This is a genomic window from Arthrobacter sp. G.S.26, assembly GCF_050847375.1.
Classification (GTDB): Bacteria; Actinomycetota; Actinomycetes; order Actinomycetales; family Micrococcaceae; genus Arthrobacter.
In genome coordinates, this window is record NZ_CP193752.1 from 1,103,677 (window position 1) to 1,129,995 (window position 26,319).

General features: G+C 66.7%; 27 protein-coding genes. 19 read left to right on the top strand and 8 right to left on the bottom strand.

The genetic code is table 11. The annotated features are described in order from the left end of the window. Nucleotides 1–2: 2 nt before the first annotated feature. The 12 genes from ACRB8A_RS05115 (at nt 3) to ACRB8A_RS05170 (ending at nt 12,523) form a co-directional block, all read left to right on the top strand. On the top strand, nt 3–938 hold the full coding sequence (locus ACRB8A_RS05115) for an ABC transporter permease (protein ID WP_050685394.1): 936 nt from the start codon (nt 3–5) through the stop codon (nt 936–938). Next, complete coding sequence (locus ACRB8A_RS05120) at nt 935–1,855, top strand: ABC transporter permease (RefSeq protein ID WP_432245757.1); 921 nt, start codon at nt 935–937, stop codon at nt 1,853–1,855. Before ACRB8A_RS05115 ends, ACRB8A_RS05120 begins: the two co-directional genes overlap by 4 nt. Further along, complete coding sequence (locus tag ACRB8A_RS05125; RefSeq protein ID WP_432245758.1) at nt 1,852–2,712, top strand: ABC transporter ATP-binding protein; 861 nt, start codon at nt 1,852–1,854, stop codon at nt 2,710–2,712. Before ACRB8A_RS05120 ends, ACRB8A_RS05125 begins: the two co-directional genes overlap by 4 nt. Further along, nucleotides 2,709–3,608, top strand: coding sequence for an ATP-binding cassette domain-containing protein (locus tag ACRB8A_RS05130; RefSeq protein WP_432245759.1), 900 nt, complete (start codon nt 2,709–2,711; stop codon nt 3,606–3,608). The genes ACRB8A_RS05125 and ACRB8A_RS05130 overlap by 4 nt, the downstream gene beginning before the upstream one ends. Beyond that, nucleotides 3,608–4,585 carry an aldo/keto reductase gene (locus ACRB8A_RS05135; RefSeq protein WP_432245760.1) on the top strand — a complete coding sequence of 326 codons (978 nt, stop codon included), beginning with the start codon at nt 3,608–3,610 and terminating at the stop codon, nt 4,583–4,585. The genes ACRB8A_RS05130 and ACRB8A_RS05135 overlap by 1 nt, the downstream gene beginning before the upstream one ends. A 44-nt stretch (nt 4,586–4,629) precedes the next feature. Then, nucleotides 4,630–5,391, top strand: coding sequence for an HpcH/HpaI aldolase family protein (locus ACRB8A_RS05140; protein ID WP_285240873.1), 762 nt, complete (start codon nt 4,630–4,632; stop codon nt 5,389–5,391). Between the two features lie 418 nt (nt 5,392–5,809). Next, nucleotides 5,810–7,198, top strand: coding sequence for an MFS transporter (locus tag ACRB8A_RS05145; RefSeq protein ID WP_432245761.1), 1,389 nt, complete (start codon nt 5,810–5,812; stop codon nt 7,196–7,198). 58 nt (nt 7,199–7,256) lie between these two features. After that, complete coding sequence (locus tag ACRB8A_RS05150) at nt 7,257–8,510, top strand: aminopeptidase P family protein (protein WP_432245762.1); 1,254 nt, start codon at nt 7,257–7,259, stop codon at nt 8,508–8,510. A gap of 83 nt (nt 8,511–8,593) precedes the next feature. After that, nucleotides 8,594–9,397, top strand: a complete 804-nt coding sequence (locus ACRB8A_RS05155; RefSeq protein ID WP_056600649.1) for an IclR family transcriptional regulator — start codon at nt 8,594–8,596, stop codon at nt 9,395–9,397. A 155-nt stretch (nt 9,398–9,552) separates the two neighbouring features. Continuing rightward, nucleotides 9,553–10,386 carry a class I SAM-dependent methyltransferase gene (locus ACRB8A_RS05160; RefSeq protein WP_285240877.1) on the top strand — a complete coding sequence of 278 codons (834 nt, stop codon included), beginning with the start codon at nt 9,553–9,555 and terminating at the stop codon, nt 10,384–10,386. A 108-nt stretch (nt 10,387–10,494) separates the two neighbouring features. Continuing rightward, complete coding sequence (locus ACRB8A_RS05165; protein ID WP_432245763.1) at nt 10,495–12,297, top strand: gamma-glutamyltransferase family protein; 1,803 nt, start codon at nt 10,495–10,497, stop codon at nt 12,295–12,297. 88 nt (nt 12,298–12,385) lie between these two features. Then, complete coding sequence (locus tag ACRB8A_RS05170) at nt 12,386–12,523, top strand: excalibur calcium-binding domain-containing protein (RefSeq protein WP_432246014.1); 138 nt, start codon at nt 12,386–12,388, stop codon at nt 12,521–12,523. Nucleotides 12,524–12,565: 42 nt separating this feature from the next. Here the strand turns inward: ACRB8A_RS05170 and ACRB8A_RS05175 are convergent, their stop codons facing one another. The 4 genes from ACRB8A_RS05175 to ACRB8A_RS05190 all read right to left on the bottom strand — a co-directional run bounded on the left by ACRB8A_RS05175 (nt 12,566) and on the right by ACRB8A_RS05190 (nt 15,714). Continuing rightward, entirely contained in the window at nt 12,566–13,336 is a 771-nt protein-coding gene (locus tag ACRB8A_RS05175; protein WP_432245764.1) for an SDR family NAD(P)-dependent oxidoreductase, read from the bottom strand. 94 nt (nt 13,337–13,430) lie between these two features. Beyond that, nucleotides 13,431–14,693, bottom strand: a complete 1,263-nt coding sequence (locus ACRB8A_RS05180; RefSeq protein ID WP_432245765.1) for a flavin-containing monooxygenase — start codon at nt 14,691–14,693, stop codon at nt 13,431–13,433. 2 nt (nt 14,694–14,695) lie between these two features. Continuing rightward, on the bottom strand, nt 14,696–15,070 hold the full coding sequence (locus ACRB8A_RS05185; RefSeq protein ID WP_432245766.1) for a TfoX/Sxy family protein: 375 nt from the start codon (nt 15,068–15,070) through the stop codon (nt 14,696–14,698). 101 nt (nt 15,071–15,171) lie between these two features. Continuing rightward, entirely contained in the window at nt 15,172–15,714 is a 543-nt protein-coding gene (locus tag ACRB8A_RS05190; RefSeq protein WP_432245767.1) for an NUDIX hydrolase, read from the bottom strand. A 263-nt stretch (nt 15,715–15,977) separates the two neighbouring features. On the opposite strand from ACRB8A_RS05190, the gene ACRB8A_RS05195 reads away from it, so the two are divergent. Then, complete coding sequence (locus ACRB8A_RS05195) at nt 15,978–16,580, top strand: hypothetical protein (RefSeq protein WP_285240882.1); 603 nt, start codon at nt 15,978–15,980, stop codon at nt 16,578–16,580. Here the strand turns inward: ACRB8A_RS05195 and ACRB8A_RS05200 are convergent. Further along, nucleotides 16,577–17,866 carry a diguanylate cyclase domain-containing protein gene (locus tag ACRB8A_RS05200; protein WP_432245768.1) on the bottom strand — a complete coding sequence of 430 codons (1,290 nt, stop codon included), beginning with the start codon at nt 17,864–17,866 and terminating at the stop codon, nt 16,577–16,579. The genes ACRB8A_RS05195 and ACRB8A_RS05200 overlap by 4 nt on opposite strands. Before the next feature lie 316 nt (nt 17,867–18,182). Here ACRB8A_RS05200 and ACRB8A_RS05205 point away from each other — a divergent pair, with 316 nt between their 5' ends. Together ACRB8A_RS05205 and ACRB8A_RS05210 are read left to right on the top strand one after the other, a co-directional pair. After that, nucleotides 18,183–18,386 (top strand): cold-shock protein, encoded by a 204-nt coding sequence (locus ACRB8A_RS05205; RefSeq protein ID WP_009372930.1) that lies wholly within the window; start codon nt 18,183–18,185, stop codon nt 18,384–18,386. A 167-nt stretch (nt 18,387–18,553) separates the two neighbouring features. Continuing rightward, entirely contained in the window at nt 18,554–18,955 is a 402-nt protein-coding gene (locus ACRB8A_RS05210) for a (R)-mandelonitrile lyase (protein ID WP_056600630.1), read from the top strand. A gap of 95 nt (nt 18,956–19,050) precedes the next feature. Here ACRB8A_RS05210 and ACRB8A_RS05215 read toward each other — a convergent pair whose 3' ends face one another. Continuing rightward, nucleotides 19,051–19,785 carry a FadR/GntR family transcriptional regulator gene (locus ACRB8A_RS05215; RefSeq protein ID WP_082178221.1) on the bottom strand — a complete coding sequence of 245 codons (735 nt, stop codon included), beginning with the start codon at nt 19,783–19,785 and terminating at the stop codon, nt 19,051–19,053. A gap of 188 nt (nt 19,786–19,973) precedes the next feature. Between ACRB8A_RS05215 and ACRB8A_RS05220 the strand changes: the two genes are divergently transcribed. The 3 genes from ACRB8A_RS05220 to ACRB8A_RS05230 all read left to right on the top strand — a co-directional run bounded on the left by ACRB8A_RS05220 (nt 19,974) and on the right by ACRB8A_RS05230 (nt 22,973). After that, complete coding sequence (locus tag ACRB8A_RS05220; protein ID WP_432245769.1) at nt 19,974–20,504, top strand: gluconokinase; 531 nt, start codon at nt 19,974–19,976, stop codon at nt 20,502–20,504. A gap of 43 nt (nt 20,505–20,547) precedes the next feature. Beyond that, nucleotides 20,548–21,951, top strand: coding sequence for a GntP family permease (locus ACRB8A_RS05225; RefSeq protein ID WP_050684842.1), 1,404 nt, complete (start codon nt 20,548–20,550; stop codon nt 21,949–21,951). A gap of 197 nt (nt 21,952–22,148) precedes the next feature. Beyond that, nucleotides 22,149–22,973, top strand: a complete 825-nt coding sequence (locus ACRB8A_RS05230) for an SDR family NAD(P)-dependent oxidoreductase (RefSeq protein WP_432245770.1) — start codon at nt 22,149–22,151, stop codon at nt 22,971–22,973. 5 nt (nt 22,974–22,978) lie between these two features. Here ACRB8A_RS05230 and ACRB8A_RS05235 read toward each other — a convergent pair whose 3' ends face one another. Together ACRB8A_RS05235 and ACRB8A_RS05240 are read right to left on the bottom strand one after the other, a co-directional pair. Then, nucleotides 22,979–23,800: a hypothetical protein gene (locus ACRB8A_RS05235; RefSeq protein ID WP_432245771.1), complete on the bottom strand. Its 822-nt coding sequence runs from the start codon at nt 23,798–23,800 to the stop codon at nt 22,979–22,981. A gap of 109 nt (nt 23,801–23,909) precedes the next feature. Further along, a complete protein-coding gene (locus ACRB8A_RS05240; protein ID WP_050684844.1) occupies nt 23,910–25,322 on the bottom strand; it encodes a PLP-dependent aminotransferase family protein in 1,413 nt (470 codons plus the stop codon). Here ACRB8A_RS05240 and ACRB8A_RS05245 point away from each other — a divergent pair. Beyond that, the gene (locus tag ACRB8A_RS05245; protein WP_432245772.1) at nt 25,321–26,292 is read left to right on the top strand and encodes a DMT family transporter; all 972 of its coding nucleotides are present in this window, start codon (nt 25,321–25,323) and stop codon (nt 26,290–26,292) included. The two genes, ACRB8A_RS05240 and ACRB8A_RS05245, sit on opposite strands and share 2 nt — an antisense overlap. Nucleotides 26,293–26,319: the final 27 nt, after the last annotated feature.

Here is a 26,319-nt window from a genome sequence, read left to right on the forward strand (position 1 = left end):
CCATGCTCACATACGTCGCCAAACGGTTGAGCCAAAGCCTGCTCACGATCTTCCTGACCGTGTCCACAGTCTTTGTGCTCATCCGCATGGCTCCCGGCGACCCGGCCTACGCCCTGGCCGGGCCGCTGGCCTCCACCGGGGACCTGGAAAAAATCCGGACCTCCATGGGGCTCAATGAACCCCTCTTCACCCAATACGGCATCTTCCTCAAGGAACTGGCCGCCGGAAACATCGGCAAGTCATACTCCTTCCAGGCACCCGCCCTGGACGTGGTGCTGGGCCGGCTGCCCAACACCATCTTCCTGGCGGTCCTCGCCATCCTCCTGGCCATCGTGGTGGCCATCCCGCTGGGCGTCTGGATGGCCAAGCGCGCCGACACCAAGCGTGAGCTGGGCGTCAACGTCCTCACCATCGCCGGACAGTCGATGCCCGATTTCTGGATCGGCATCATGCTCCTGACCCTGTTCGCGGTGGTGTTCCCCATCTTCCCGTCCTCCGGCTTCACCAGCTGGTCCGGGGTGGTGCTGCCCGTTGCCACCATCGCCATCCTGCAGATCGCCCTGGTGTCCCGGATGGTCCGCCGCGAGGTGGGGTCCAACCTGGCCGCCCCCTACCTGACGGTGGCCCGCGCCCGCGGCACCGGCGAGCAGAAACTCACCTGGGCCTACGCCATGCGCAACTCCTCCATCCCTATCCTCACCACCCTGGGCACCCGGTTTGCCGGCATGCTCAACGGCGTGGTGGTGGTGGAAGTGGTGTTCAACTGGCCGGGCCTCGGCTCCCTGGTGGTCCGGGCACTCGAAACCCGCGACTACCCCCTCATCCAGGCAACAGTGCTGGTGACGTCCGTCCTGGCCGTCGGCGTCCAGCTGCTGATCGATCTCTGCTACCCGCTGCTGGACCCCCGCGTCCGGCTCGGAAAGGTGTCCGTGGCATGAGCACCATCAACGAAATCCCGCTCGCCGCCCAGGCCATGAAACGCCCGACGGCGGTCACCAAGCAGCTGCTCAAGCGCTCCTCCGCGGCCCGCCGGGAACGCTCGGCGAAGGTGAAGATGGTCCTGGGGGCGTTCCTCACCGCCATCGTGGTCCTGCCGATCGTCCTGGCGCAGGTCCTGCCGTTGCCCGACGTCGATGCCCAGAACATCACGTCCCGCTTCCTGCCCCCGCTCAGCGGCGGCCACCTGTTCGGCACCGACCAGCTGGGCCGGGACATCCTCTCCCGCGTCCTGCACGGCGGCCAGGTGTCACTGACCATCGGCGTACTCGCCGTGGTGATTTCCGGCGTCGTGGGCGTTGTCCTCGGCGCCCTCGCAGGGTTCTTCGGCGGCTGGGTGGACGCCGTGGTGTCCCGCCTGATCGAAGCCCAGCTCTCGCTGCCACTGCTCATGATGCTCCTGCTGGTGGTGGCCCTCTTTGGCCCGTCCATCCCGGTCATCACGTTTGTGATCGCGATCGCCCAATGGCCCGAACCCGCCCGCCTCACCCGGTCCCTGGTCCTGGTGGAACGCGAAAAACCCTACGTGCAGGCCGCCAAGGTGCTGGGCCTGCCCCAGCTCACCACACTGGTGAAGCACATCATCCCCAACGTCATCAACCAGGTGATCGTGGTGGTCCTGCTGCTGCTGGCCACCGCCGTCCTGATGGAAAGCGCCCTGAGCTTCCTGGGCGCCGGGCCGCAGCGCCCGTTCGCCACCTGGGGCCGCATCATCTCCGACGGCCAGGACTTCCTCACCACCTCCTGGTGGATCGTCACCCTGCCCGGCGCCGTGATCGCCATCCTGGTGGTGGGGGTCAACCTGCTCGCGGATGGCCTCCGGGACCGCGTCCGCCGCCGGAAGGAAACCACAGCATGAGCGTCCTCGAGGTCCGCGACCTTTCCATCGAACTGATGACCACCGGCGGGGTAATCCGCGCCGTGGACGGCGTCTCCTTCAGCATCGACGCCGGCCAGACCGTCACCATCATCGGTGAGTCAGGATCGGGAAAGAGTACGACGGCGATGGGCCTCCTGAGGCTCCTGCCGGACGATCTCGCGGTCATCTCCGGCCACGCCATGCTGGACGGCGTGGACGTGGTCACCGAACCGAAGAAATTCGCGAAACTCCGCGGCCGGTCCGTGGCGTTGATCCCGCAGGACGCCATGACGGCCCTGTCCCCGGTGCACACCATCGGCCGGCAGTTGGGCGAGGCCGTGCTCCGCAAAGGGGCCATGTCCAAAGCCGACCTGAACCGGCGCTGCCTGGAGCTGCTGGAGCAGGTCCGCATCCCCAGCCCGGACGCGCAGCTGAAGAAGTACCCGCACCAGCTCTCCGGCGGCATGCTCCAGCGCGTCCTGATCGCCATGGCGCTCGCCGTGGATCCGGTGCTGCTGGTGGCTGATGAACCCACCAGCGCCCTGGATGTCACCGTGCAGGCCGGGATCCTGGACCTGTTGATGGAACTGCAGGAGCGCACCTCCGTGGCCATCCTGATGATCACCCACGACCTGGGCGTGGCCCGGCTGGTCTCGGACCGGATCCACGTGATGAAGGACGGAAAGTTTGTCGAAAGCGGTGAAGTGGAGCAGATTGTGGAGCACCCGCAGACCGACTACACGCAGAAGCTCCTGGCCGCGGTGCCCAAGCTGGGGCACTGGGACGGGGAACCGCAGCACAATACCCCGGTCTTCAACCCGGCCACGTCCAACTCTTTGAACGGAGCACACCCGTGAGCGCCACCCTGCAGACCCCGGCCGGAACGCTGCCCGCGAAGGACCCGGTGCTGTCCGTCAAGAACCTCACCGTGGACTACGCCGTGCACCGCAGCACCTTCCGGGCCGTGGACGACGTCAGCTTCGACGTGCCCCGGGGCAGCACCGTGGCGATTGTGGGCGAGTCGGGCTGCGGCAAGTCCACCATCGCCAAGGCAATCGTCCGGCTGCTCACTCCCACCTCCGGCCAGATCCTGCTCAGCGGCCAGGACATCGCCCGGATGCCGGCACGCCAGCTGCGGCCCCTCCGCGCCAAGGTACAGATGGTGTTCCAGGACCCCTACGGATCCCTGGACCCGCACCTGACGGCCGAGGACATCGTGGCCGAACCGCTGACCCTCCGGGGCATCCGCTCCGCGAAGGAACGACGGGCCGAGGCAGCCAAGCTGATCGACCAGGTGGGCCTGCCGTCCTCGGCGTTGGGCCGGCGGCCGGCAGAGTTTTCCGGCGGGCAGCGGCAGCGCATCGGCATTGCCCGGGCGCTGGCCTCCAAACCGGAGCTGCTGGTGTGCGACGAAGCCACCAGCGCCCTGGATGTCTCCGTCCAGGCGCAGGTCCTTGATTTGCTGGCGGACATCCAGCAAGCCACCGGCCTGACGTACCTGATGATCAGCCACAACCTGGGTGTGGTGCGCGAAAGCAGCAGCCACGTCCTGGTGATGTCCAAGGGCAGGATTGTGGAGCAGGGACCAACGGAACAGGTCCTCACCACGCCCCGCGACCCCTATACCCGTGCGCTGCGGGCCGCCGCGCTGGACCCGCTGACCATGACCGGCCGCAAACCGCGGGACGTAGTGTCCCGCCTGAACAAAGTAGCGCCCCAGGGCGAACCCGTACTGATGGAGGAAGCAAGCTGATGCAGGGAACCACCGTGGCGGGACTGGAGCTGCCCATCTCGCAGCTGGCGCTGGGCACCATGACGTTCGGGGACACCGCGTCCGAAGAGGTCGCGGCGGGGATGCTGGAAACAGCGCTCGACGCCGGCATCACCGTGATTGATACGGCCAACGGGTACGCCGGGGGAACCACCGAGGAAATCCTGGCCAAGCTCCTTCCCGCCCACCGCGACGCCGTCATCCTCGCCTCCAAGGCCGGCATGCCGCACCCGGACGCCGGGGAGCATTCACCGCTCTCCGCGGAAGGCCTGCGCCTCTCGGCGGAGGGCAGCCTCCGGAGGCTCGCCACCGAAAGGCTGGACCTGTTCTACCTGCACATGCCCGACCGTGCCGCGCCGCCCGTTGAGACGGTTGCCGCCGTCGGCCGCCTGATCACCGAAGGCAAGGTGGGCGCGTGGGGTGTGTCCAACTTCGCCGCGTGGCAGATCGGCGAGCTGAACGCCGTTGCCGATGCCGCCGGCGTCGTCCGCCCGGTGGTGGCGCAGCAGCTATACAACCTGCTGGCCACCCGGCTGGAGGAAGAATACCTGGAGTTTGCGGACCACACCGGACTGCTGACGATGGTCTACAACCCGCTGGGCGGCGGGTTGCTGACGGGCAGGCACACCTTTTCGGAGGAGCCCGCTGAAGGCCGGTTCGGTAACTCGCGGCTGGCCGAAATGTACCGCCAGCGGTACTGGGACCCGCGGCTTTTTGAGGCGGTGCGGCAGCTGGCCGGGATTGCCGACGGTGCGGGCCTGCCGTTGCCGGAGCTGTCCCTGCGGTGGCTGCTCAGCAAGCCGGGGGTAGGGTCCGTCTTGTTGGGCGGGTCCAAGGTGGAGCAGCTGCAGGCCAACATCGCGGCTGCCGCGAAGGGTCCGCTGCCGGCCGATGTGGTGGCCGCGTGCGACGCGGTGGCCGCTGAAATCCGCGGGCCCATGCCCAAGTACAACCGCTAGCCTTCTGCTGACCATTGAATCGCCAAACTGAAGAGGAATCCGCCATGAGCGCCGCAGCATTTGCCGAAAAAGCCCGGGCCAAGCAGGCCGTCGTCGGATATTGGGTGGTGCTGGACTCGCCGGTATCCACCGAGCGGGTGGCGCGGCTGGGGTACGACTACGTGGCCCTGGACGCCCAGCACGGCCTGATGGGTTACTCCGGCTGGCTGCACGGCCTGATGGCGATCGACGCAGCCGGGGCCGCGGGGATCGTCAGGGTGCCCTCGAACAACGCAGCGTTCATTGGCCAGGCGCTCGACGCCGGGGCCGCCGGGGTGATCGTGCCGCTGATCAACAACGCGGCTGAAGCCGCTGCCGCCGTCAGGGCAGTCCGGTACCCGCCGCACGGCATGCGGTCCTACGGTCCCATGCGCTCGGCGCTGCGGATCGGTCCCAAGCCTGCTGAAGCCGATGCCACCGTGCTGTGCCTGGCCATGATCGAGACGCCCGAAGGCTTGGAGAACGTGAAGGAGATCTGCGCCGTGCCCGGGATCGACGGGGTGTACATCGGCCCGTCCGATCTATGCCTTGCCGTGGGCGGGAAGTTCCCGAACGATCCGGACGTGGCGGAGGTCTTCAACGCCGCCCTGGTGACCATCCGGGAGGCGGCCGAAGCTGCCGACGTCATCGCGGCGATCCACACGCCCAGCGGTGAGGTGGCGGCCCAGCGGATCTCGGAGGGCTTCACATTCGTGACCGTGGCGTCGGACCTGACGCACCTGGAAATCGCCGCGGCAGGTCATCTGGCCACGGCCCGCGGGGAGTAAGCGGGGAATCACTGGGCGGACCTTTACATCCGCCTCCGCCGAACGCACCGCAGCAAATCCCCGGCCGGGAGAACCCGGCCGGGGATTTTTGCGTTCTGTTTCCGGCGGCCTCCCGTCCTGGCTCGCATGGGAATCCTTCGTGGAGACGCGGGCGCCCGGCGTCGGACTCGCATTGGGCCCTCTTAGCAACTTTGTTGTGCTGAATGCAACCAATGAACCAACCGCGGCGCTCGCCGTTGGTTCCTCGTGAAAGCTGGGACGACGGCGGCAGCCTGGCCAATGCGTCATAATGAGGCAGTGAAATAGAGCGGAATCGCGGTGGGAAGCACTCGAAAAAGCATTGACTGTGTCGCGCATCACGCATAGTCTATTGCAACAGCGTTGCGCTTATTGCAACCCCAAACAACTTGGTGGACAAATGAGTAACGAGACTTCATCCTCCCCTCTCCAAGGAATCGCGAGTGCGGAGCATAACCGCGCCCATGGAGGCAGCACACTGAGCGGCCAGCAGCTGCACCTTGCTGACAACGTCGTCAGCAGGGAAACGCGCCGCCGGGTCGTCGCGGCAAGCTTCATCGGCAACTTTGTTGAATGGTTCGACTACGCCGTCTACGGATACCTGGCCGTCACGATCGCCACCGTGTTCTTCCCTGAGTCGGACCCCCAGACGGGACTCCTGCTGACGTTCGCCCTTTTTGCCATCTCGTTCCTGGTGCGTCCGCTTGGCGGCTTCGTCTGGGGCCACATCGGGGACAAAGTGGGCCGACGCACCGCACTCTCCCTTTCAATCCTGATCATGTCCGCTGCAACCTTCTGCATCGCCCTGATCCCGGGTTACGACACCATCGGCATCTGGGCGCCGGTCCTTCTGTTGATGATCCGCGTTGTTCAGGGCTTCTCCGCTTCCGGGGAATACGCCGGGGCCTCGGCCTTCCTGGTGGAGTACGCTCCCGCGAACAAGCGCGGCCTGTACGCCGCAGTGGTTCCCGCGAGCACCGCGGCCGGACTTCTCTTCGGCTCCCTGATTGCGGGTCTGCTGACCACCATGCTCAGCACCGAGGCGATGCACGGCTGGGGCTGGCGCCTGCCGTTCCTGCTGGCCGCCCCGATGGGACTGATTGGCCGCTACATCCGGACCAAGCTCGAAGACACCCCGGTCTTCCGTGAGTTGGCAGCGGAGGACGAAACCATCAAAGCGCCGGTGGCGGGGTTGTTCCGGAACCACTGGCGGCTGCTACTCAAGGCCGTCGGCGCCGTGCTGCTCAACGCCGTCGGGTTCTACGTGATCCTCAGTTACATGCCAACCTACCTGTCCTCTGAGCTGGGCCTCGGTGCCACCGAATCATTCCTCGCCACCACCATTGCGCTCGTTACCTATATCGGCTTCATCTTCCTGACCGGGATGCTGTCAGATCGCTACGGACGCAAAAAAGTGCTGATCAGCGCGTCCATCACGTTCATCCTGCTGACCGTGCCCGCGTTCGCGCTGCTGGGAACAGGGAACTTCCTCATCATCGTCCTGGTCCAGATCCTGTTGGGCGCCATGCTCACCCTTAACGACGGCACGCTGCCCAGCTTCCTGGCCGAAATGTTCCCCACCCGCGTCCGCTACAGCGGCTTTGCGGTCAGCTTCAACCTGTCCAACGCCCTGTTCGGCGGCACCGCTCCGTTCATGGCAACGCTCCTGATCGCGTCGACGGGCAACGACCTCGCTCCCGCCTGGTATCTGGTCGCAGCGGCCATTATCTCCCTGGTCGCCGTCGCGCTCTCCCGCGAAACGTGCAGGGAACCGCTGCGCCACGAGTAGCCGCCCCGGCTCCACACCCTTTTCCTCACCAAGAACAGCACCGCAGAAAGGCATCACCATGACCGTTAGCACCGATAACGCAACCACCGTCGCTGAACTGGAGCGCACCAAGATCCTTCGGAACGGCAAAAAGGTCAGCCTGACGTTCTCCGACGCCGAGTTTGAACGCCGCCTGGCCGGCCTGCGCCGGATCATGGCAGCGAAGGATCTGGACGCCGTCGTCCTGACCAGCTACCACTCCATCAAGTACTACTCCGACTTCCTCTTCACCACCTTCGGCCGGTCGTACGCCATGGTGGTCACCCAGGCCGACAACGTCACCGTCACCGCCAACATCGACGCCGGTATGCCCTGGCGCCGCAGCTACGGGGACAACCTGGTCTACACCGACTGGCGCCGCGACAATTACATCTTCGCCATCCAGGAGGTCCTGCGTACCCGGGGGATCAGCCCGCGCCGCCTCGGTGTGGAGGATGACTCGCTGCCGCTGGATAACCGCAACAAGATTCAGGCGGCCTTTGACGGGGCAGCCCTGGTGGATGTGGCCCAGGCCGCCATGCGCCAGCGCATGATCAAGTCTGCCGAAGAGATTGAGGTCATCAAGCACGGCGCCCGCATCGGCGACCTTGGCGGCGAAGCCATCCGCAACGCCATCACGGCCGGAATCACCGAATACGAGGTGGCCCTGATCGGCACCGAAGCCATGGTCCACGAGATTGCCCGGACCTTTCCCGACTCCGAAATCCGCGACACCTGGGTGTGGTTCCAGTCGGGCATCAACACCGACGGCGCCCACAACTGGGCCACTACGCGGAAGATCCAGCAACACGACATCCTGTCCCTGAACTGCTTCCCCATGACCTCCGGCTACTACACCGCGCTGGAACGGACGCTCTTCTACGGTGAGCCAGATGCCCGCTCGCTGGAACTGTGGAACATCAACGTCGAGGTCCACAAGCGCGGCCTGGAACTTATCAAACCAGGGGCTGTCTGCAAGGACATCGCCGCCGAGCTTAATGAGATCTACGTGGGACACGGCCTGCTGGCCAACCGCACCTTTGGCTATGGACATTCCTTCGGCGTCCTCAGCCACTACTACGGCCGGGAAGCCGGACTGGAGCTCCGCGAGGACATCGACACCGTCCTGGAACCGGGCATGGTGGTTTCCATGGAACCGATGATCACCGTCCTGGACGGCCAGCCGGGCGCCGGCGGCTACCGGGAACACGACATCCTGGTAGTAGGGGAAGACGGTGCCGAGAACATCACCAAGTTCCCGTTTGGCCCCGAATACAACATCATCGGCGGCTGATCATTTCCTTAGCGGCACACGAGGAAGCGGCGCCAGGCCCCTGGCGCCGCTCCCGGCGACTGTAGGGAATGATGGGAAACACCATGAGTGCAACTGAATCCGAGACCACAGCCAACGGCGACAGCAAGGGTGCTTCCGTCATCGTCAACGCGATCGCCGTCCTCCGCACCTTCACCGCAGACGAGCCGCTCCTGGGCGTCACCGAAATCGCCAACCGGGTGGGCCTGCACAAAAGCACCGTCTCCAGGATCCTGGCCACGTTCGAACAGGAACACCTCGTGGAGCGCGACGAGGAAACCCGCCGCTTCCGGCTGGGGCTCGGACTCATTGCCGTGGCCGGCCCCCTGCTGGCCGAATTGGAAGAGCGCCGCGTCGCCTATCCCGTGCTCCGCGAACTCACCGAGCAGACCGGCGAAACCAGTGCCCTCATGATGTGGAGCGGCGACGAATCGATTTGTGTTGAGCAGATCGCCAGCCATCAGCAGATCAAACACACCGCCCCGCTGGGCGTACGCTACAGCGACGCCCTGAGTTCATCAGTGCAGGTCTTCCTTGCCAACGAACCCGAAGCCCGGGTACGAACTCTCCTGCGCAGCGGCGCCATTTCTTACCCCGGCCTCGACGACGTCAGCCTGGATGCCTATATGGTCCGGCTGAGGGACGGCATCAGCCGCGGCTGGGCACTTAACTATGGAGAAACTTCCATCGACGAGGTGGGCGTGGCCGCGCCCGTCTACGATCACCGCGGCGACGTTGTGGCCGCCGTCCTGATCCCTGCCCCAAGATTCCGGGTTTCCACGGACCGCCTTCACGCCCTCGGGGAATCCTGCGCCGCGGCTGCGCAGAAAGTCACGGCACGTCTGGGCGGACGCGCCCGGTCCCGCTGAGGCGTTGTTGGACCTCTAGGCGATGGTTGCGACAAACCTCCTGGTCCACCTTGCGGTTTTGCCGGGTGGACGGCACGCAGGACGACGGCGGGAGGCGGGTGCCGGCGTCGGCCAAACCCTTCCTTCGTGCCGGAGCGCCGTTGTAGGGTCAGGGCGTGATCGTCCCCGATATTTCCCAGAGCGCCGAGGCTGTGGCGGAGCACTACGACGAGCTCGATCCCATCTACCGCCGCGTGTGGGGTGAGCATGTCCACCACGGATTGTGGGCGACGGGCCGCGAGACGGCCGGCGCGGCCGTTGAGGCGCTGGTGGACACGGTTGGCGACAGGCTGGGCCTCACGCCCGGCCAGGCGTGCGTCGACATCGGGTGCGGCTACGGCGCCACGGCGAGGCGGCTCGCGGTGCTGCACGGGGTCCGTGTCACCGGTTTCACGCTGTCAGAGGAGCAGGCGCGCTACGCTGCCGGCCAGCCCGTGCCCGACGTGGAAATCCGGGTCCGGGACTGGCTCGACAACGGGCTGGCCGGAGCCACCGCCGACGCCGCATGGGCTATCGAGTCGAGCGAACACATGGTCGATAAGCCCAGGTTCTTCGCCGAGGCCCACCGCGTGCTGTCGCCCGGTGGCCGCTTCGTCATCTGCGCCTGGCTGGCCGAAACGAACGCCGGCGGGTTGAAGGTCCGCCACCTGCTGGAGCCCATCTGCCGCGAAGGCCGGCTGCCCTCGATGGGCACCCGCGGGGACTACGAGGCCATGGCGACGGCGGCGGGCTTCACGGTCACCGGCTACGAGGATGTCAGCCGCCGCGTTGCCCGCACCTGGACAATCTGCGCCCTCCGGTTGGTGAAAGCCCTCCTCGTTGACCGCGAAGCCCGCCGCCTCGCCTTGAGCGCAGGCAACCGCGGAGCCGTCCTCGGCATTCCCCGCATGATCCTGGCTTACCGCTGCGGTGCGATGCGGTACGGGATCTTCACCCTGCAGAAGGCCTAGGAGGGCTGTGGCCTGCGTGGCTTGTCATCTGGCGACTGCCAAGGGCGGGTGGAACACGGCGGGCTGCCTATGATCGAGGCACACCCGCCGCCTGCCGAAAGCGATTCCGTGACCTTTACCCCCGCGAGCAGTTTCACCACCCGGCCCACCCTGCAGGGCACCTTCGGGATGACGGCCTCCACGCACTGGCTGGCCACCGCGTCGGCGCAGGCCGTGCTGGAGCGCGGTGGGAACGCCTTTGACGCCGTCGTGGCGGGCGCTTTTGTCCTGCACATTGTGGAACCGCACCTGAACGGGCCCGGCGGGGACATGACCGGCGTGTTTGTCACCGCCGCCAACCCCTCCGAACCCGTGGTGCTGATGGGCCAGGGTCCTGCCCCGGCCGCTGCCACGCGGGAGCATTACCTGGCCGAGGGCCTTGAACTGGTGCCCGGCGCGGGTGCGCTCGCCGCCGCGGTGCCGATCGCCGTCGACGCCTGGCTCTTGCTGCTGCGCGACCACGGCACCTGGGAATTGGCAGACGTGCTGGCCTTCGCCATCGGGTACGCCCGGGACGGCCACCCCGTCCTGGAACGCGTGGGCAGCACCATCGCCGCCGTGGCGGACCTTTTCGCCGAACACTGGCCGACGTCGGCAGCCCAGTGGATGCCGGACGGCCGGATTCCGCGGGGCGGGGACATTGTCCGGAACCTGCCGTACGCGGCGGTCCTGGACCGGCTGATTGCCGCAGGGGGCGGAAGCAGCCGCGCGGAACGGATCGACGCCGCCCGGCATGAGTGGCGCGAAGGGTTTGTGGCGCAGGCCGCGGTGGCTTTCCTTGCCACGCCGCACCGGCATTCCTCCGGCACGGACCACGCCGGCGTCATCACAGAGGCGGACTTCGCCTCGTGTGCTGCGGGGTACGAACCGGCCGCCACGTTCGAATTCCGCGGGCTCACCATCGCCAAGACCGGACCGTGGGGGCAGGGGCCGGCACTGCTGCAGACCCTGGCCATCCTTGATGGGTTCGACGACGCGCACCTGGACCCCTCCACGGCACTCGGGGTGCACACCATCCTGGAAACGCAGAAGCTGGCCATCGCCGACCGTGAGGCCTATTACGGGGACACCGGCGTCCCCCTCGACCACCTGCTCAGCCCGGCCTACACGGCGGAACGCCGGGCCCTGATCGGCGAACGCGCCTCGCACGATTTCCGTCCCGGGAGCGTCCCCGGCCACGAACCGTTCCTGCCCCCGCTGCGCACGGAGTACCTCCCGCCGTCGGCCGCTTCCACCGGGTTCGCCGGCGTGGGTGAACCGACGGTGGCGCCCACCGGCGAGACGCGCGGGGACACCTGCCACCTCGATGTGGTGGACCGGTGGGGGAACATGGTGTCGGCGACGCCGTCGGGCGGGTGGCTGCAGTCCTCGCCGACCATTCCTGAGCTGGGCTTCTGCCTGGGAACGCGGTTGCAGATGACCTGGCTGGAGGACGGTTCGCCGTCCACGCTCACGCCGGGCAAACGCCCGCGCACCACGCTGACGCCCACGCTTGTCCTGCAGGACGGGCAGCCGACGACGGCGCTCGGCTCGCCGGGCGGGGACCAGCAGGACCAGTGGCAGCTGCTGTATCTGCTGCGCACCATTGTGGGCGGGTACTCGCCGCAGCAGGCCATCGACGCGCCGGTGTTCCATACGACGTCGATCCCCGGCTCCTTCTGGCCGCGCACCTGGACACCGGGCGGCGCCGTGGTGGAGGACCGGCTGGGGGAGTCCGTGATTGCGGATCTTATTGCCCGGGGCCATGTGATTACCCGGGCGGGGGACTGGGCGCTGGGCCGGCTTTCCGCGGTGACGCGGGACCCCTCTTCCGGCGTACTGGGTGCTGCCGCCAACCCGCGCGGCGCGCAGGGTTACGCGGCGGGCCGGTAGGGGCTGTTGCGCACTGGTTGTTGTTGCCCCACCCGCCGCGCCTCCCGTAGTTGTGGCCCCGCCGGCCGTTGTTGCGCCGCCAGTTGTTGTGGCGCCGCCTGCTGCGGCTAACTACAAGAACTGTGATGCGGTGCGCGCGGCAGGAGCCGCTCCAATTCACAGCAGCCAGCCCGGCTACGGCAAGCACCTGGACAAGGACGGTGACGGCTGGGGCTGCGACAAGTAGCCCCATACCCTGCCGGCCGCAGACAGGGGGTAAACCTGGCTCTCAGGTGAGCAGGCGGACCCCTGTCATCCGGGCCAGAACTTCCAGGAGCTGGTCCTGGAAGCCGACGTCGCGGGCTGCTGCGGCGATCGGGGCAGGACGGCGGTGGTGCCACACCGAACCGCTGCTGCCCGCCTCCGGACTGTCGCTGACGGCAAGCCATGACTGCGTCAGGTGGCCTTCAACCAGATCATCCGGCGCGGAGGCTCCACCCATGCGGGTGGGCACCCAGCCGGGATCGACTGCGTGGGTCAGGGTTCCTGGCCGGAGGCGGCCTACAGCGAGTGCAAGGGCAGTGACAAACAGCTTGCTGTCGCAGTACGCCTGGGTGCCGTCCCATTTCCTGGCGTCCCAGTCCATGTCGTCGAGTTGGCCGCTGCCGCCAAGGTGCATGTCGCTGGTGAGGTAGATCAGCCGCCCCGGATTCCGGATCAGGACAGTCAGCAGGTACGGCGCCAGGGTGTTAACGGCCAAGGTTCGGGGATGTCCGGCCTTGGTGGGGTTGCGATGTCCTTCGCCGTAGACGCCGGCGTTATGGATGACGGCGTCCATCCGACCCAGCTCGTTGACCTGCTCCGCGACGCTGCGGGCCTGCTGGGGGTCGGCAAGGTCGCCGATGACAACATCGGCACCCCGGCGCACCAGATCCGCCAGCGTGGCCGCGCGGCCGCTGTCGCGGGCATGGACCACCAGCCGGTGGCCCTCGCCTAGGAGGGTCTCAGCGGCAGCCCGGCCAAGACCTTGGGCGGAACCGGTAATAAAGATGCGGGCCATAGGGAGATCCTCAGGTTCTGGTCAGCGGAGCTGGCGATCAGCGCACGACAATACCCGTTTTGTCGCTGACCTTGTGGACGCGGGGCGGTAGGGCTCAGCCTGGCCGCGCCGCGAGGTGCTCCGCCACGTACCCAGCGTCCGGCCCAACGCCCGGCAGGGTTGCGGAAGCGTGGCGGGTAAGCCACGGCAGGCCGACGACGTAGAGTCCAGGCACCTTGGTGACGCCGCGGGTATGCAGGGGGTAGTTCCATTCGTCCAGTACCGGGACGTCCAGGAAGCCGAAGTCCAGGCTGTAGCCGGTGGACCAGACGATTGAGGTGACACCTGCGGCCTCGAGGTCCAGCCGGGCGCCGTCCGTGGCCGGCAGCCACGTGTCCACCGCGGGCTCCTCAATTTCCGGCGCGTCGAGGCCCGCTGCTTCGATATAGGCGTCGATGAGCCGCAGCCGGTGCCCGAATCCTCCCTCGACCTGCACAAGGCGTTCCGGCAGATCGTCCGTGAAGGTGAGCGCCCCGCCGTCGTCCACTCCCTCGAACCTGCCGTGCAGGTGCACGCCGCGTCGGCCCAGGTCACGGAGGTGGATGCTGTGGCCCCCGTTGTTCCCGGAGATCTGCGGGTTGCAGAACAGCCGGGCCGCGGGGGAGGGCAGCTGGTCCGCCTGGAGACCGGTGATGCCTGCCGCCGGTCCGTGGAGGTTGACCTGCCAGATCCAGTCGAAGAGGTCCTTGCCCCGGTAACGGCGCGGCGCCTCAGGGCAGGAAGAGGCCGAAAGGTGGACCTCACGTCCGGCGTCGAGCAGGTCCTCGGTGATCTGGCCGCCCGACTGTCCGGTGCCCACCACCAGGACTGCGCCCTGGGGCAACGCGGACGGGTTGCGGTAGTCGTGGCTGTGCAGCTGCGTGATGTTGCCGGGGATGCCGGCTGCGGCGGAGGGAATCCGTGGGTGCTGGAAGGCGCCGTTGGCCAGGACCACGTTGTTGGCGTGCCAGTGGCCCCGGGTCGTTTCCACGTTGAATCCGGTACCGTCCTGCGAAACCCGGGTGACGGAAGTGCCCAACTGCAGCGGCGCTTGGATGCGCTCGCCGTACTCCCGGAAGAACCCGATGACGGTGTCCCGGGGCAGGAAACCGTCAGGGTCGCCGTCGTACGCCATTCCTGGGAGGGCCAACGCGAAGTTGGGCGTGTTCAGGTAAAACGAGTCCCACCTGTCCTGCCACGCGCCGCCCAGGGCGTCGCGCCGGTCCAGCAGCAGATGGTCCACGCCATTTTGGGTGAGCCAGTAGCTGGTGGCGAGGCCTGCCTGGCCGGCGCCGATCACCAGTGTGTTGATGTTTGTGGCAGGGCCGGCGGGGGCCATCGCTACCTCCTGGCGGACTTGGTGCCGGCGGACTTGGGCTGCTTGGGCGGCAGCGCTGCGATGTGTTCGTAGGCCTTGTCCGCCCAGGATCTGGCCTTGGCGGGCTGCTCATTCCACGCTTCCGGGAGTCCGGTGTAACCGCCCATGGGACGCTCCGGTGGGCCGAACGGGACGGTGCGTTCGGCGGCTTCGAGGGCAGCCCGGTCCCTCTCGGAGAGCTTCACGCCGATGGTGGCGCCGAACAGCCCGGCAAACATGTTGCCGTTCACGAAGGCCCCCAGGTTGCCGAACATCGGCTTGATCACCACGTCCGGATGGTCCGGGACGATGGCGCGGAAACGGTCCTTGTCGGCGTCGGAGGCTTTGGGCATTTCCATGGTGCTTCTCCCGGTTGCAGATCCCTGCTGGATGCAGGATATGCCTGTTGGCGGGCCCGGTCGAGGGGCGCCGGCAGCCACCGTCTTTGGGGTCGCAAGTCCTACGGGGCGATCAGAAGTTTGCGGACGCAGTCACGGAGATCTGCGAGAACCTGGGTTTCGGGAGTGCTGCGCGCGAAGGCCGCCATACCGCGGCAGGCAAGTCCGGCGTCCGTGAGTTCCCCGCTGACAAGAAAATCCATAAGTTCCCCAACGGGAAGAAGGCGAACGTGGCCTGATTCAGAATCATCCCAGGCCGTCTCAGATGCCTCCGCCGCGTTGGCAACGATGAGGAGATGCTTACGTCTCGGCGAGTTCGCAGCCCACCACTCCGAGCCGGCGTAGAAGGCTGATTCTGAGTGATAGCCGGTTTCTTCCCGTAATTCCCGAAGGGCTGCATCTGCGGGTTGCTCGTTGCTGTTGAGGTATCCCCCCGGGAGTTCAAGTAATGCCTTCCCGGGTCCAACGCGGAACTGTTCGAAAAGGACAACGTGGCTTGCTGCAGGTGTGAACGCAAGGGTTGCGGCAGAATCACGGCCGGCAATGACGTCCCAGTCGGTCACGGCCCCATCCGGCTCTTCGTAGGTATCACGGTTGATCGTCACGAAGCCCTTGTATGCCGTCCTCGTTCGGACCTTTCGCCACGTAGCGGGAACAGACACAGTGCTCCTTTCTGAGTGACCGGCGGTCAGTTAACCATCAAGCTCAAGAGTCTAGACACACAAGCCGGGCTGTCCGCCAAGGAGTTTCCTTGCTTCGCTGCTCCGCGCATCAGCCTGCCGGGTGATCCGCAGGTTGCGCAGGTATCATGCACCTATGTGTGACGCGGCGCCCCGGCTACAGGTTGCGAAGATGACGGCCGGGCATTGTGCTGCGGTCTGATCTTGGCCCTGCCATCGCTGCGGCCGCGGCGATTATCCAGCACCCCCGCGTCCTGGTCATGGGCAGCCAGTCGCTTCTGGGTTCCTTCCCCGAGGACCAGTTGCCGGTCTCCGTCACGATGGCCGGGCGCGTGGCCATCGCCCCCTTTGGGACGGGCAACGACGACGCCCTTGCGGACCAGCTCAGTTACGAAGCCGGCGAATCGTCCGAATTCCACGCGGCCAACGGCTTTTACCTAGAGGGTGCACGCCCGCGGACTGCGATCCTGCCGCGGGGTTGGGAAAACCGGCTGGTTCCTTTCCGGTCCGCAGGGGAAGCCACCGGCCTGTGCCTCGATCCGCATGATCTGTGCGCCGCCAAACTGATGGTGCACCGGCCCAACGACCTGGAGCTTGTCCGGGCCCTGGTGGAGCTGGAACTTGTGGCCCCGGAAACCCTGGCGGAGCGGCTGGCTGCGATCCAGCCGGACGCACACGCCGACGCTTCCAGCGTGGCTGTACTGGACGGGAAACGCCGGCTCGCCCTGGCTTTTGTGGCCAGGGAAGGCCGCGAGCGGGCAGAATCCGCACGACGGCGGCTGCCGGACTAAGTGCCGTGGACCTCGTACCGGGCCTTGCCGCCAAGTTTTGCCCGGTACATCGCAGAGTCCGCTTGCCGCAGCAGCTCAGTGACGTCAGCGGTTTCCGCCGTGCGTTGGGCGACGCCCATGCTCAAGGAGATCCACAGCGTGCGCCCGCTGACGACAAAAGGCTCGTTGAGGGCGGTGTTGATCCGCCCGGCGATCCTTTCCGTCCCCGCGGTGGTGCCGCCGTCGTCCGCAACAACGACGGCGAACTCATCGCCTCCCAGCCTCACCACCAGGTTGTCCGCTCCCACGCAGTCCCGCAGGCGGTGCCCCAGCTGGACCAGGAGGGCGTCGCCTCCTTCGTGGCCCAGTGAATCGTTGACTTCCTTGAAATCGTCAATATCGATGAACAGCAGGCCCTCCCGCGTGCTGGTGTCCGGATCGACGGGGGCGGCCAGGCGTTCAGCCAGTGCCGCGCGGTTGCCAAGTCCGGTGAGCTCGTCATGGGTGGCCCGGTAGGTCAGGGCTGTGTGGCTTTCCTGGAGTGCGGACGCCATCTTGTTGAACGCCGCCGTGACCTCACCCAGTTCATCGCTGCGGGCCACCGGCAGCCTGTGCGTGTAGTCGCCGGACTGCAGTTTCATTACCCCGTGGCGGAGCGCGTTGAGGGGGCGGGTCAGGTGCACTGTCATCCGCCGCCGGAAATACAAGGTGGCGCCGATGGCAACAACAAACAGTCCCAGCCGGCCCGCCGAGATGAGGCGTTCCATGGCCCGTGTGTCCACAAGCCCGGAATCGAGGGCCTGCAGGGAAGACTGTTGTACCGCCGCCAACTGGGACCGTACGTCCGCGCCGGTTTCGGCCAGCAGCGCTGGTCCCTGGCTACCGGCGGGACTTGACCCGGCACCATTCCAAAGGCCTGCCTGTTCCATGCCGGTTTGCCATCGTTGCCGGGCGCGCTCCAGGGCGGCCAACCGGCCGGCGTCGTCAGGTCCTGCCGCAGCGGCCGCCTCGAAAAGGCGACCGACCTCTGCCTGTCCCTGGCTGAAAGACCCGCGCTCCGGACTGGCAGCCGCCAGCAATCGGTAACCGGACCTTTCGTGCGCTTCCAGTGCCTCGCTGAGGCCCGCAACACTGGCGTACTCAACCTGAAGGCGCATGGCTGCGTCCTCCATCCCGTTCACCACGAACCTCACGCCAACAATGGTGATAGCGGCGCCCGCCATCAGTGCCACGAGCATCATCGTGAACACGCGGGACCATTCCCGCTGGAGGCTCCACCTGCGTGGCTTGCGGCGGGCGTTATTCATGGGTGTCCTTGGACCGGTGGATGTTATGCCTAAGTTACAGGGTGCCCGCCGGCGCATCCGACAGCTGCGCCCTGGCTGTGGCGCGGGGGAGCAAGGCCTGCTGAGAGGCCCCTGAGGCGGCTGTGTGACGCACGTGGCTCGCTGTTCCCGGAAAATCCTGTAGTGTTGATCCTGTTGTTGTGTTTATGCAGTTGGTAGTTCAGGCAGTACGCGCGGTCGAAAGTCCGCGTTCTTCTGAAGTAGCGGTTTTGAACACCCCACACCGGAGGGCCCGAAAGTCGGGACTTTCCCTCCACCTTCACGAAGGACAAAAATAATGGCTACTGGTACCGTCAAATGGTTTAACGCTGAAAAGGGCTTCGGCTTCATTTCCCCCGATGACTCCTCACAGGACGTCTTCGCACACTACTCCGCAATCAACTCGAACGGCTTCCGTTCACTCGAAGAGAACCAGAAGGTTTCCTTCGACACCGAGCAGGGCCCCAAGGGTCCCCAGGCCACCAACATCCAGGCTCTCTAATTCCTTAGAGTTCCGGGACCGTTAGGTTTCTTGAAGCAGGGTCTGCCTCCGGGCAGACCCTGTTTTTGTTAACCCGGGCGTGCTGCATCAGGGCGCCTAAGGGGTAATGCCAGTACTTGTTACGGCAGGGACTCCCACCGCCGGGCCCGGTGTGGTGTGGTGGAACGGTGAATATCGAACCGAGTACCCCCACCGTAAAGAACCCGCCCGCACAGTTTGCCGGTGACGTCTGGCTGGACGTGATCGCTGCACCGCATGAGGCGGACCAGCGCATGGTGGTTGCCACCGTGAAGTTCGCGCCGGGAGCCCGCACCGCCTGGCACTCCCATGCCCGCGGCCAGTACCTGCGCGTTACCCGGGGCGTCGCCCGCTTCGGCGACCGCGAAGGAAACATCATCGAGGTCCACGCCGGCCAGACGCTCTACACCCCGCCCGGCCAGGACCACTGGCACGCCTCCGCGCCCGGCACCTTCATGGAACACATCGCCATGCTGGAAAACGCCGACGATCCGGCCAACACCACGGACTGGAAAGAGCACGTCACCGACGACCAGTACAACGGCCGCTGAGCCGCCCCGCTGCCCGGCCCCGCGCAAGCGGAGGCTGGGCGGCGCCGGTTCCGCGGGATTAGCCGTCGCAGCGCCCTGGCCGTTCGTGAAGCCGGCTAGAGGAGGCCCATCGCCTCGCGGACCTCAAACAGGATGTGGAGCATCGCCTGCTCGGCTGCCACAGTGTCACCGCCGGCAACGGCGGCAGCTACATCCTCGTGGGCCTGCAAGGCCTCGTTCCGCGGCTTGAAGGGCATCAGTCCCTGCTTGGTCCGGCTGGTGAGGACCTCGGCCACCATTCCCTCCAAAGCCCGGAACATTTCATTGCCGCAGGACCGGAGCAAGAGCTGGTGGTACTCGATGTCCACGGCGAGGAAGGCCTGAAGGTCGCCCGCCTCTCCCAGCCGGCGCAGGTCTCCAGCCAGGGAAACAAGCTGCGCGCGCTCCGCCGCAGACGCGCGGCGGGCGGCGCCGGCCGCGGCAATGGGTTCCACGGCGATCCGCAGCTCTGTAAGGCTGGCGTACTGCAGCTCGCGGCGGTCCGAGGCCAACCGCCACCGCACCAGCTTGGGGTCAAACACATTCCACAGGCTGCGTTCCTGCACCACGATGCCCACCCGCCGCCGGGAGTACACCAGGTTCATCGACTCCAGCACCTTCATGGTGTCCCGCGCAACGGTCCGCGAGATCCCGTACTCCTGCTGCAGGCCCTCCAGCGTCAATCGGCTCCCCGGCGGAAGGCTCCCTGACGCGATGGCCACGCCAACCGCCTCCAAAACCCTGCCCTGCATGGCGGGGGAGGCCCCGCCGTCGTCCGCGTTATCCGCATCCCCAACTGTCGCCGTCGACATCTGCCCGCCTCTCTCCGCGCCGCAGCGCCCTCCTAGAATACCGAAAATTCGAAAAGGTATGACTTGTGACACGAAAAGATAGTATCTATGAGTCTAAAAGGTGATACCTTATGACTCAGCCCACTGCTAAAGGGGCCGTTACTAAGCTTGCTTCGACAGCCAAAGACGTCTTTCCTCGGAGGTATGACATGCAGTATCCCCCCACGCATCTGGTGGTCATGGGCGTAGCCGGATCCGGAAAATCGACCCTGGCCGCTGCCCTGTCGCACCAACTGGGCTGGGCCTGCGCCGAAGCGGACGAATTCCACCCCGAAACAAACATCGCCAAGATGACCCAGGGAATCGCGCTCCAGGACGAGGACCGATGGCCCTGGCTGGCAAAGATCCAGGAATGGATGAGTTCGCAGGCCGCAGCAGGCCACAGCACCGTCCTGACCTGCTCCGCGCTCAAGCAAAGCTATCGCCGGCTGCTGGCCGAGGCGCAGGGACGCGTCATTTTCCTGCACCTTGACGGTGGCGCCGACCTCCTGAGTGAGCGGATGCAGGGACGTGAAGGCCACTTTATGCCGCCCACCCTCCTGCCCAGCCAGCTCGCCACCCTGGAGCCGCTCAGCCAGGAGGAGCTCGACGCCGGCAGCCTCCGCCTCGATATCTCGCAGTCACCGGAGGAGCTGGTTGCCGCCGTTGTGGCCGCGCTCAAGCTCCCCGTCACCCACTGACCTTCCGCATCACCCCTTTATCCCACTGTTTCAAAGGAGAATCATGACCATCGAAGGATGGACTCAAACCCTGGGCGCAGGCCCCCTGCTGCTCATCGCAGCGGCAGCGATCGTTGTGCTGCTGTTCCTGATCATCAAGCTGCGCATCCACGCCCTGATAGCGCTGATCATGGTCAGCCTGGGTACCGCGTTCGCCACCGGCATCCCCGCCAACCAGGTGGTTCCCGTCCTGATCAACGGATTCGGCACCACCCTGGGCACCGTGGCGCTCCTGGTGGGCCTCGGCGCCATGCTGGGCCGCATTGTGGAAACTTCCGGCGGCGCAAAAGTGCTCGCCGACTACCTCATCGGTGTTTTCGGTGAAAAGCGCGCCCCGTTCGCGCTGGGCCTGGCCTCGCTGATCTTCGGCTTCCCCATCTTCTTCGACGCCGGCCTGGTGGTTATGCTGCCGGTGGTCTTCGCCGTGGCAAACCGCCTGGGCGGCGGTGTGCTCCGGTACGGGCTTCCCGCCGCCGGTGCGTTCTCCGTGATGCACATCTTCCTGCCGCCGCACCCGGGACCGGTCTCTGCAGCCGCGTTCTTTGAGGCCAACGTTGGCCTGGTGATGATCGCCGGCCTCATCACCGCCATCCCCACCTGGTACGTCACCGCCTACCTCTACGGCCTCTACACCGGCAAGAAGCTGGTCCTGCCCGTCCCGGAACTCCTGGGCCACGCATCCGTAGAAGCCGAGCAGAACCCGCCGAAATTCCGCACTATCGTTGGCCTGCTGCTGCTCCCGCTGATCCTGATCTTCCTCAACACGGGCCTGAATACCCTCGCTTCCTCCGGCGTGCTGTCCGAGGACGTCAAGAAGGAACAGTGGTTCCAGATCCTGCGGACCCTGGGCGAAACCCCGGTGGCACTGCTGATCGCGGTCCTCGTGGCCCTGTTCGTCCTGGGCGCCCGCCGCGGCAGGGACAGCGGCGACCTCGAGAAGCTGCTCGAATCCTCCCTCGGCCCGGTTTGCTCCGTCATCCTGATCACCGGCGCCGGCGGCATGTTCGGCGGTGTCCTGCGCACCTCCGGCATCGGCCAGGCGCTGGCAGACGTGCTGGGCAACCTCGGTATCCCGCTGATCCTGGCCGGCTTCCTCATCTCCGCGATCCTGCGCATCGCCCAGGGTTCCGCCACGGTGGCGCTGACGACCACGGCAGGGCTGATCGCTCCGGCCGTGGCCCTGGCCGGGCTGAACGGCATGCAGGTGGCTGCGCTGGTCATTGCCGTGGCTGCCGGCTCGGTTGTGGTCTCGCACGTCAATGACTCCGGCTTCTGGCTGGTGGGCCGCTTCTTCGGCATGGACGTCAAAACCACCCTGAAAACCTGGACCGTGATGGAAACCCTGATCGGCGTGATGGGCTTCGGCATCGCGGCGGCCATCTTCCTGGTGGCGGGTGTGGGCGGCTAACCTTCCGTACCTCCCGCCCAACTGACTCGCAGTTGTTGTCGTTTTGGGCCCTCAAAACGACAACAACTGCGACCTAGTTGGGTGGGGGAGCGCAGCGGCGGGGCGACAGGTGGGAACACCTGTTGCCCCGCCTTCGTTGTCCCAAGGGCAACGTGCTTTCCCCCAAGCGCGTCTTCGCCCCAACCAAAGGACACACCTTGACTCCTCGCACCATTGTGATCACCGGCGCCAGCGACGGCATCGGCGCAGCCGCCGCCCGGACGCTGGCCAAAGCGGGGGACACTGTGGTTGTGGTGGGCCGTTCCGCGGAAAAGACCAGCAGCCTGGCCCGTGAAATCGGCACTGATTACTTCCTGGCCGACTTCGCCGACCTCGCCCAGGTCCGCCGGCTCGCTGCTGAGCTGTCGGAAAAGTACCCGCGGATCGACGTCCTGGCCAACAACGCCGGCGGCATCATGGGCAAGCGCACCCTCACCGTGGACGGCAACGAAGCCACCTTCCAGATCAACCACCTGGCCCCGTTCCTGCTGACCTCGCTGCTGATGGACACCCTGATCGCCAGCAACGCCAAGGTCATCAACACCTCCAGCGCTGCCAACGGCTTCGGCAAACTGGACCTGTTCGATCTCACCTCCGAGCAGGGCTATTCCACCAACCGTGCGTACGGCACCGGCAAACTCGCCAACATTCTCTTCACCACCGAACTGCACCGCCGCTTCAGCGACCAGGGAATTTCGACGGCGGCCTTCCACCCGGGCGTGGTCCGCACCAACTTCGCGGCCGAGTCCACCAGCCCCATGCGGCACGCGTACAAAACGATCCTTAACCGTTTTATGCTCACCCCGGACCAGGGCGCGGACACCCTGTTGTGGCTCATCAATGGCACGGCCGGCACCGACTGGATTTCCGGGCTGTACTACGCCAAGCGTGCACTCGCGAAGGCCAACAAGCAGGCGTACGACGCCGAACTGGCCCGCGCCCTCTGGGACAAGAGTGAAGAGCTGGTCAAAGCCTCGGTCTGAGGGACCTAGCCTTCACAGCCGAAGCCGTCGCCATCCCTGTCCAGCCCATAGATGTCGCTGCCAATGACGCTGACAGGGCCCTGGACGTAAGCGGGTCCGTTTCCGCTTCCGCCGGCACAGTCAACGTCCGAGGCGATCGGGACGCAGCCTGAATAGTTGGGATCGCAGCCAGACGCCGCCGCAGGTGCTGCCGGAGCTGCCCCCTGCGGCGGCACAGCGGCTGCGGCTGCTGCCTGGGCGGCCGCTGCGTCCCGGGCGGCCTGGGCCTGGGCCGCTGCCTTTTCTGCCGCTGCCTGCTCCGAGGCGGCTTGCTCGGCAGCCGCTTTGTCGGCCGCTCCCTTTTCTGCCGCTGCCCGCTCTGCCGCTGCCCGCTCTGCCGCTGCCTTCTCGGCGCCCGCTTTGTCAGCCGCCGCTTTGTCCGCGGCGGCCTTCTCTGCTGCTGCCTTGCTGGCGGCGGCAGCCACCAGCTTTGTGGTCAGGCTCCGGGCCGCCGATTCCTCCAGCCACACCAGCGTCCCCGTCTCATCCCTGGTGCACACATAAGTGTCTCCGTCCGACGCCCGCTGGCCATCCACGGGGGCGCACGCAGTGTTGGCGATCGGCAGGGCGGTGGCAGACGGTGTTGCCGTGCTGGTTTCCGCCGTGCCGCCCGCAGTACTGAGCGAGGCGGTGGACCCGCCGCAGCCGGCGAGGAGCACCGCCGTCGCAATCATGGCCACCGTGATGAACGCCGTTTGGGCGGGTTCCCGCCCCGTTAGTCCGGCCGGCACGGCGGCGTTGAGGTGCCGGGCAGGGCCCGCCCAAGCCCGGTTTGAATGCGCAGTCACTTTGTCCCCCAGGTCCTGCCGGATGCGATTTTACGGCCAGCGTAGCCGTCGTCCACAGCTGGAAAGCGGGTCAGGCGCAAATCTTGAGCCATTCCTTGGGGAGCGGCCGTCAGCGCCCGTTCCGGGCCAGTGCCTCGCCGATCACCTTGGCCCCGGCCGGGTAGGCGCCCGGGTTTGGTCCGGCGTAGTTGAGCCGGATGAACGGGCCGGCGGGCTCGGCAGGGAACCACTCTGTGCCCGCAGCGATGAACACCCCGGCGTCCTCGCAGTCCCGGGCCAGGCGGCCCAGGTCCGTGCCATCCGGCAGGCGGAACCACAGGTTCAACCCGCCCTTGGGCAGCAGCTCCAGATGAGCGCCCGGGGCGTGCTCGCGCATGCTGGTGACCAGCAGGTCCCGGCGCGACTGCAGCTGCTGGCGCAGGCTCCGCAGATGCGACTGCCAGCCGGGCTGGGTCACCACGTCCAGGGCGGCAGCCTGCAGCAGCCCGCTGACGTACATCGACTCGGCCGCCCGGTGCGCCAGGATCCGTTCCCGGGCCGGACCGCGGGCCACCACGGCCGCGATCCGGATGGCCGTGGACACGCTTTTGGTCAAGGAGCGGAGGTAGACCACGTGCCCGGCATCATCCCGGGCCGCCACGGGCACGGCCTGTGAGGTGATACCAAAATCGTGCGCCCAGTCGTCCTCCACCATAAACGCGCCATGCCGCCGGACCACCGTAAGGATCTCCTCGCCGTGACCCGGTGCCCACTGCGCGCCGGACGGGTTTGAGTAGTTGGGCTGCGCGTAGAACACCCTGGCCCCGGATTCCGTGAACGCCCGGTCCAGTTCCACCGGGTCCGGGCCGTCCGGTCCGCTGCGCACCGGCACCAGCCGTACTCCCGTCTGGGTTGCCGCCAGGATGGCGCCCCAGTAGCTGGGCGATTCGATCAGCAGCGGCTGCCCCGCACCCACCAGCGCCCGGAAGATGGAGCTGAGCCCGCTCTGGCTTCCTGGCAGGACAATCACGTCGCTGGGCATGGGCGCCGTGATCCCGGCCGGGGCAGCGGAGCCCAGCTCGTGCGCAAACCAGGTCTGCAGCTCCGGCAGGCCGGCGGCCGGCGGCCGGAACAGCGCCGCGTCGCCGCGTGCCGCCCGCGTCAGGGCGGTGCGCACCAGGCGCTCCGGCAACAGCTCCCGGTCCGGGTAGCCGGAGTGGAACGTGATGGCGTCGTTGGGCACGTTCCGCATAGTGCCGGACGACGGCGGCAGCACCGTTTGCGGGGATCCCAAAGCCGCCGTCTGCCAGCCGTAGTCCGCGGGCCGCACGGCGCGGACCGCCCGGACAAACGTTCCGACGCCGGGCCGGCTTTCGATCAGTCCCTCCCCAGTCAACACCTGCAGGGCCTTCTGCACCGTCACCGGACTGGCCTGGTATTCGGCTACGAGGGAGCGCGTGGACGGCAGCTGGGCACCGGGCGCAGCCTGCGAAATCCACTGCTTGAGGGCCCAGACGATCCGCGAACTGCTATCGTTGTTCATGAGAGAACATAGTAGCGCTACTATCGAAAAGCGGCCACCGGTACTGCCGCATCAAGGTAACGGTATTTGGTGGGGCCTCCTCGGAGTGGTGGCATTTTCCTTCACGGTTCCCTTCACACGTGTGGCCGTGGCCAGCCTGTCGCCGCTGTTCATCGGCTCCGGCCGCGCCGTCATCGCCGGGATCCTGGCCGGCGCTGCCCTCGTCCTCACCAGGCAGCGTTTGCCGTCCGCCGCTATCCTGGCCCGGCTGGCACTCGTCGCGGGCGGTGTGGTGATCGGCTTTCCGTTCCTGACCTCCTTTGCGCTTACCGACGTGCCCGCCAGCCACGGCGCCGTGGTGATCGCGCTCCTGCCCGCCGCCACCGCCACCGCGGCCATCCTGCGCACCGGTGAGCGTCCGCCCACCACATTCTGGCTGGTCATTGCGCTGGGCTCGCTCGCCGCCGTGGGATTCGCGTTCCTGCAGTCCGGCGGGGCCGGCCAGTGGCGATGGGCGGACCTGCTCCTGCTGGGCGCCGTGGTCTCCGCCGCCATCGGGTATGCGGAAGGTGGCCTGCTGGCCCGCGAGATTGGCTCCTGGCAAACCATCGCCTGGGCCCTCATCCTGGCCCTGCCCCTGATGCTGCTGCTCGCCGGGCTTGCCGTGGCTGCCCAGCCTCCTGTGGCCACGCCTGTCCAGTGGGCGGCGTTCGGGTACCTGGCGGTGGTCAGCATGTTCCTCGGTTTCCTGGCCTGGTACCGCGGGCTGGCCATCGGTCCCATCGCCCGGGTCAGCCAGATCCAGCTTATCCAGCCCGTCCTGAGCATCTGCTGGGCCGCTTTGCTGCTGGGGGAGGCGTTGCCCTGGACCACCTGGGTTGGCGGCCTGGCAGTTGTCGCCTGCGCCGGCGCCGCCGTCCGGGTCCGCCTCGGCAGCCCCAGCCCAAACAGCAGTCCCAGCCCAAAAAGCAGTCCCACCCCGACCCGCTGAACCACCAGCTCCCCGAAAGGAAAAACC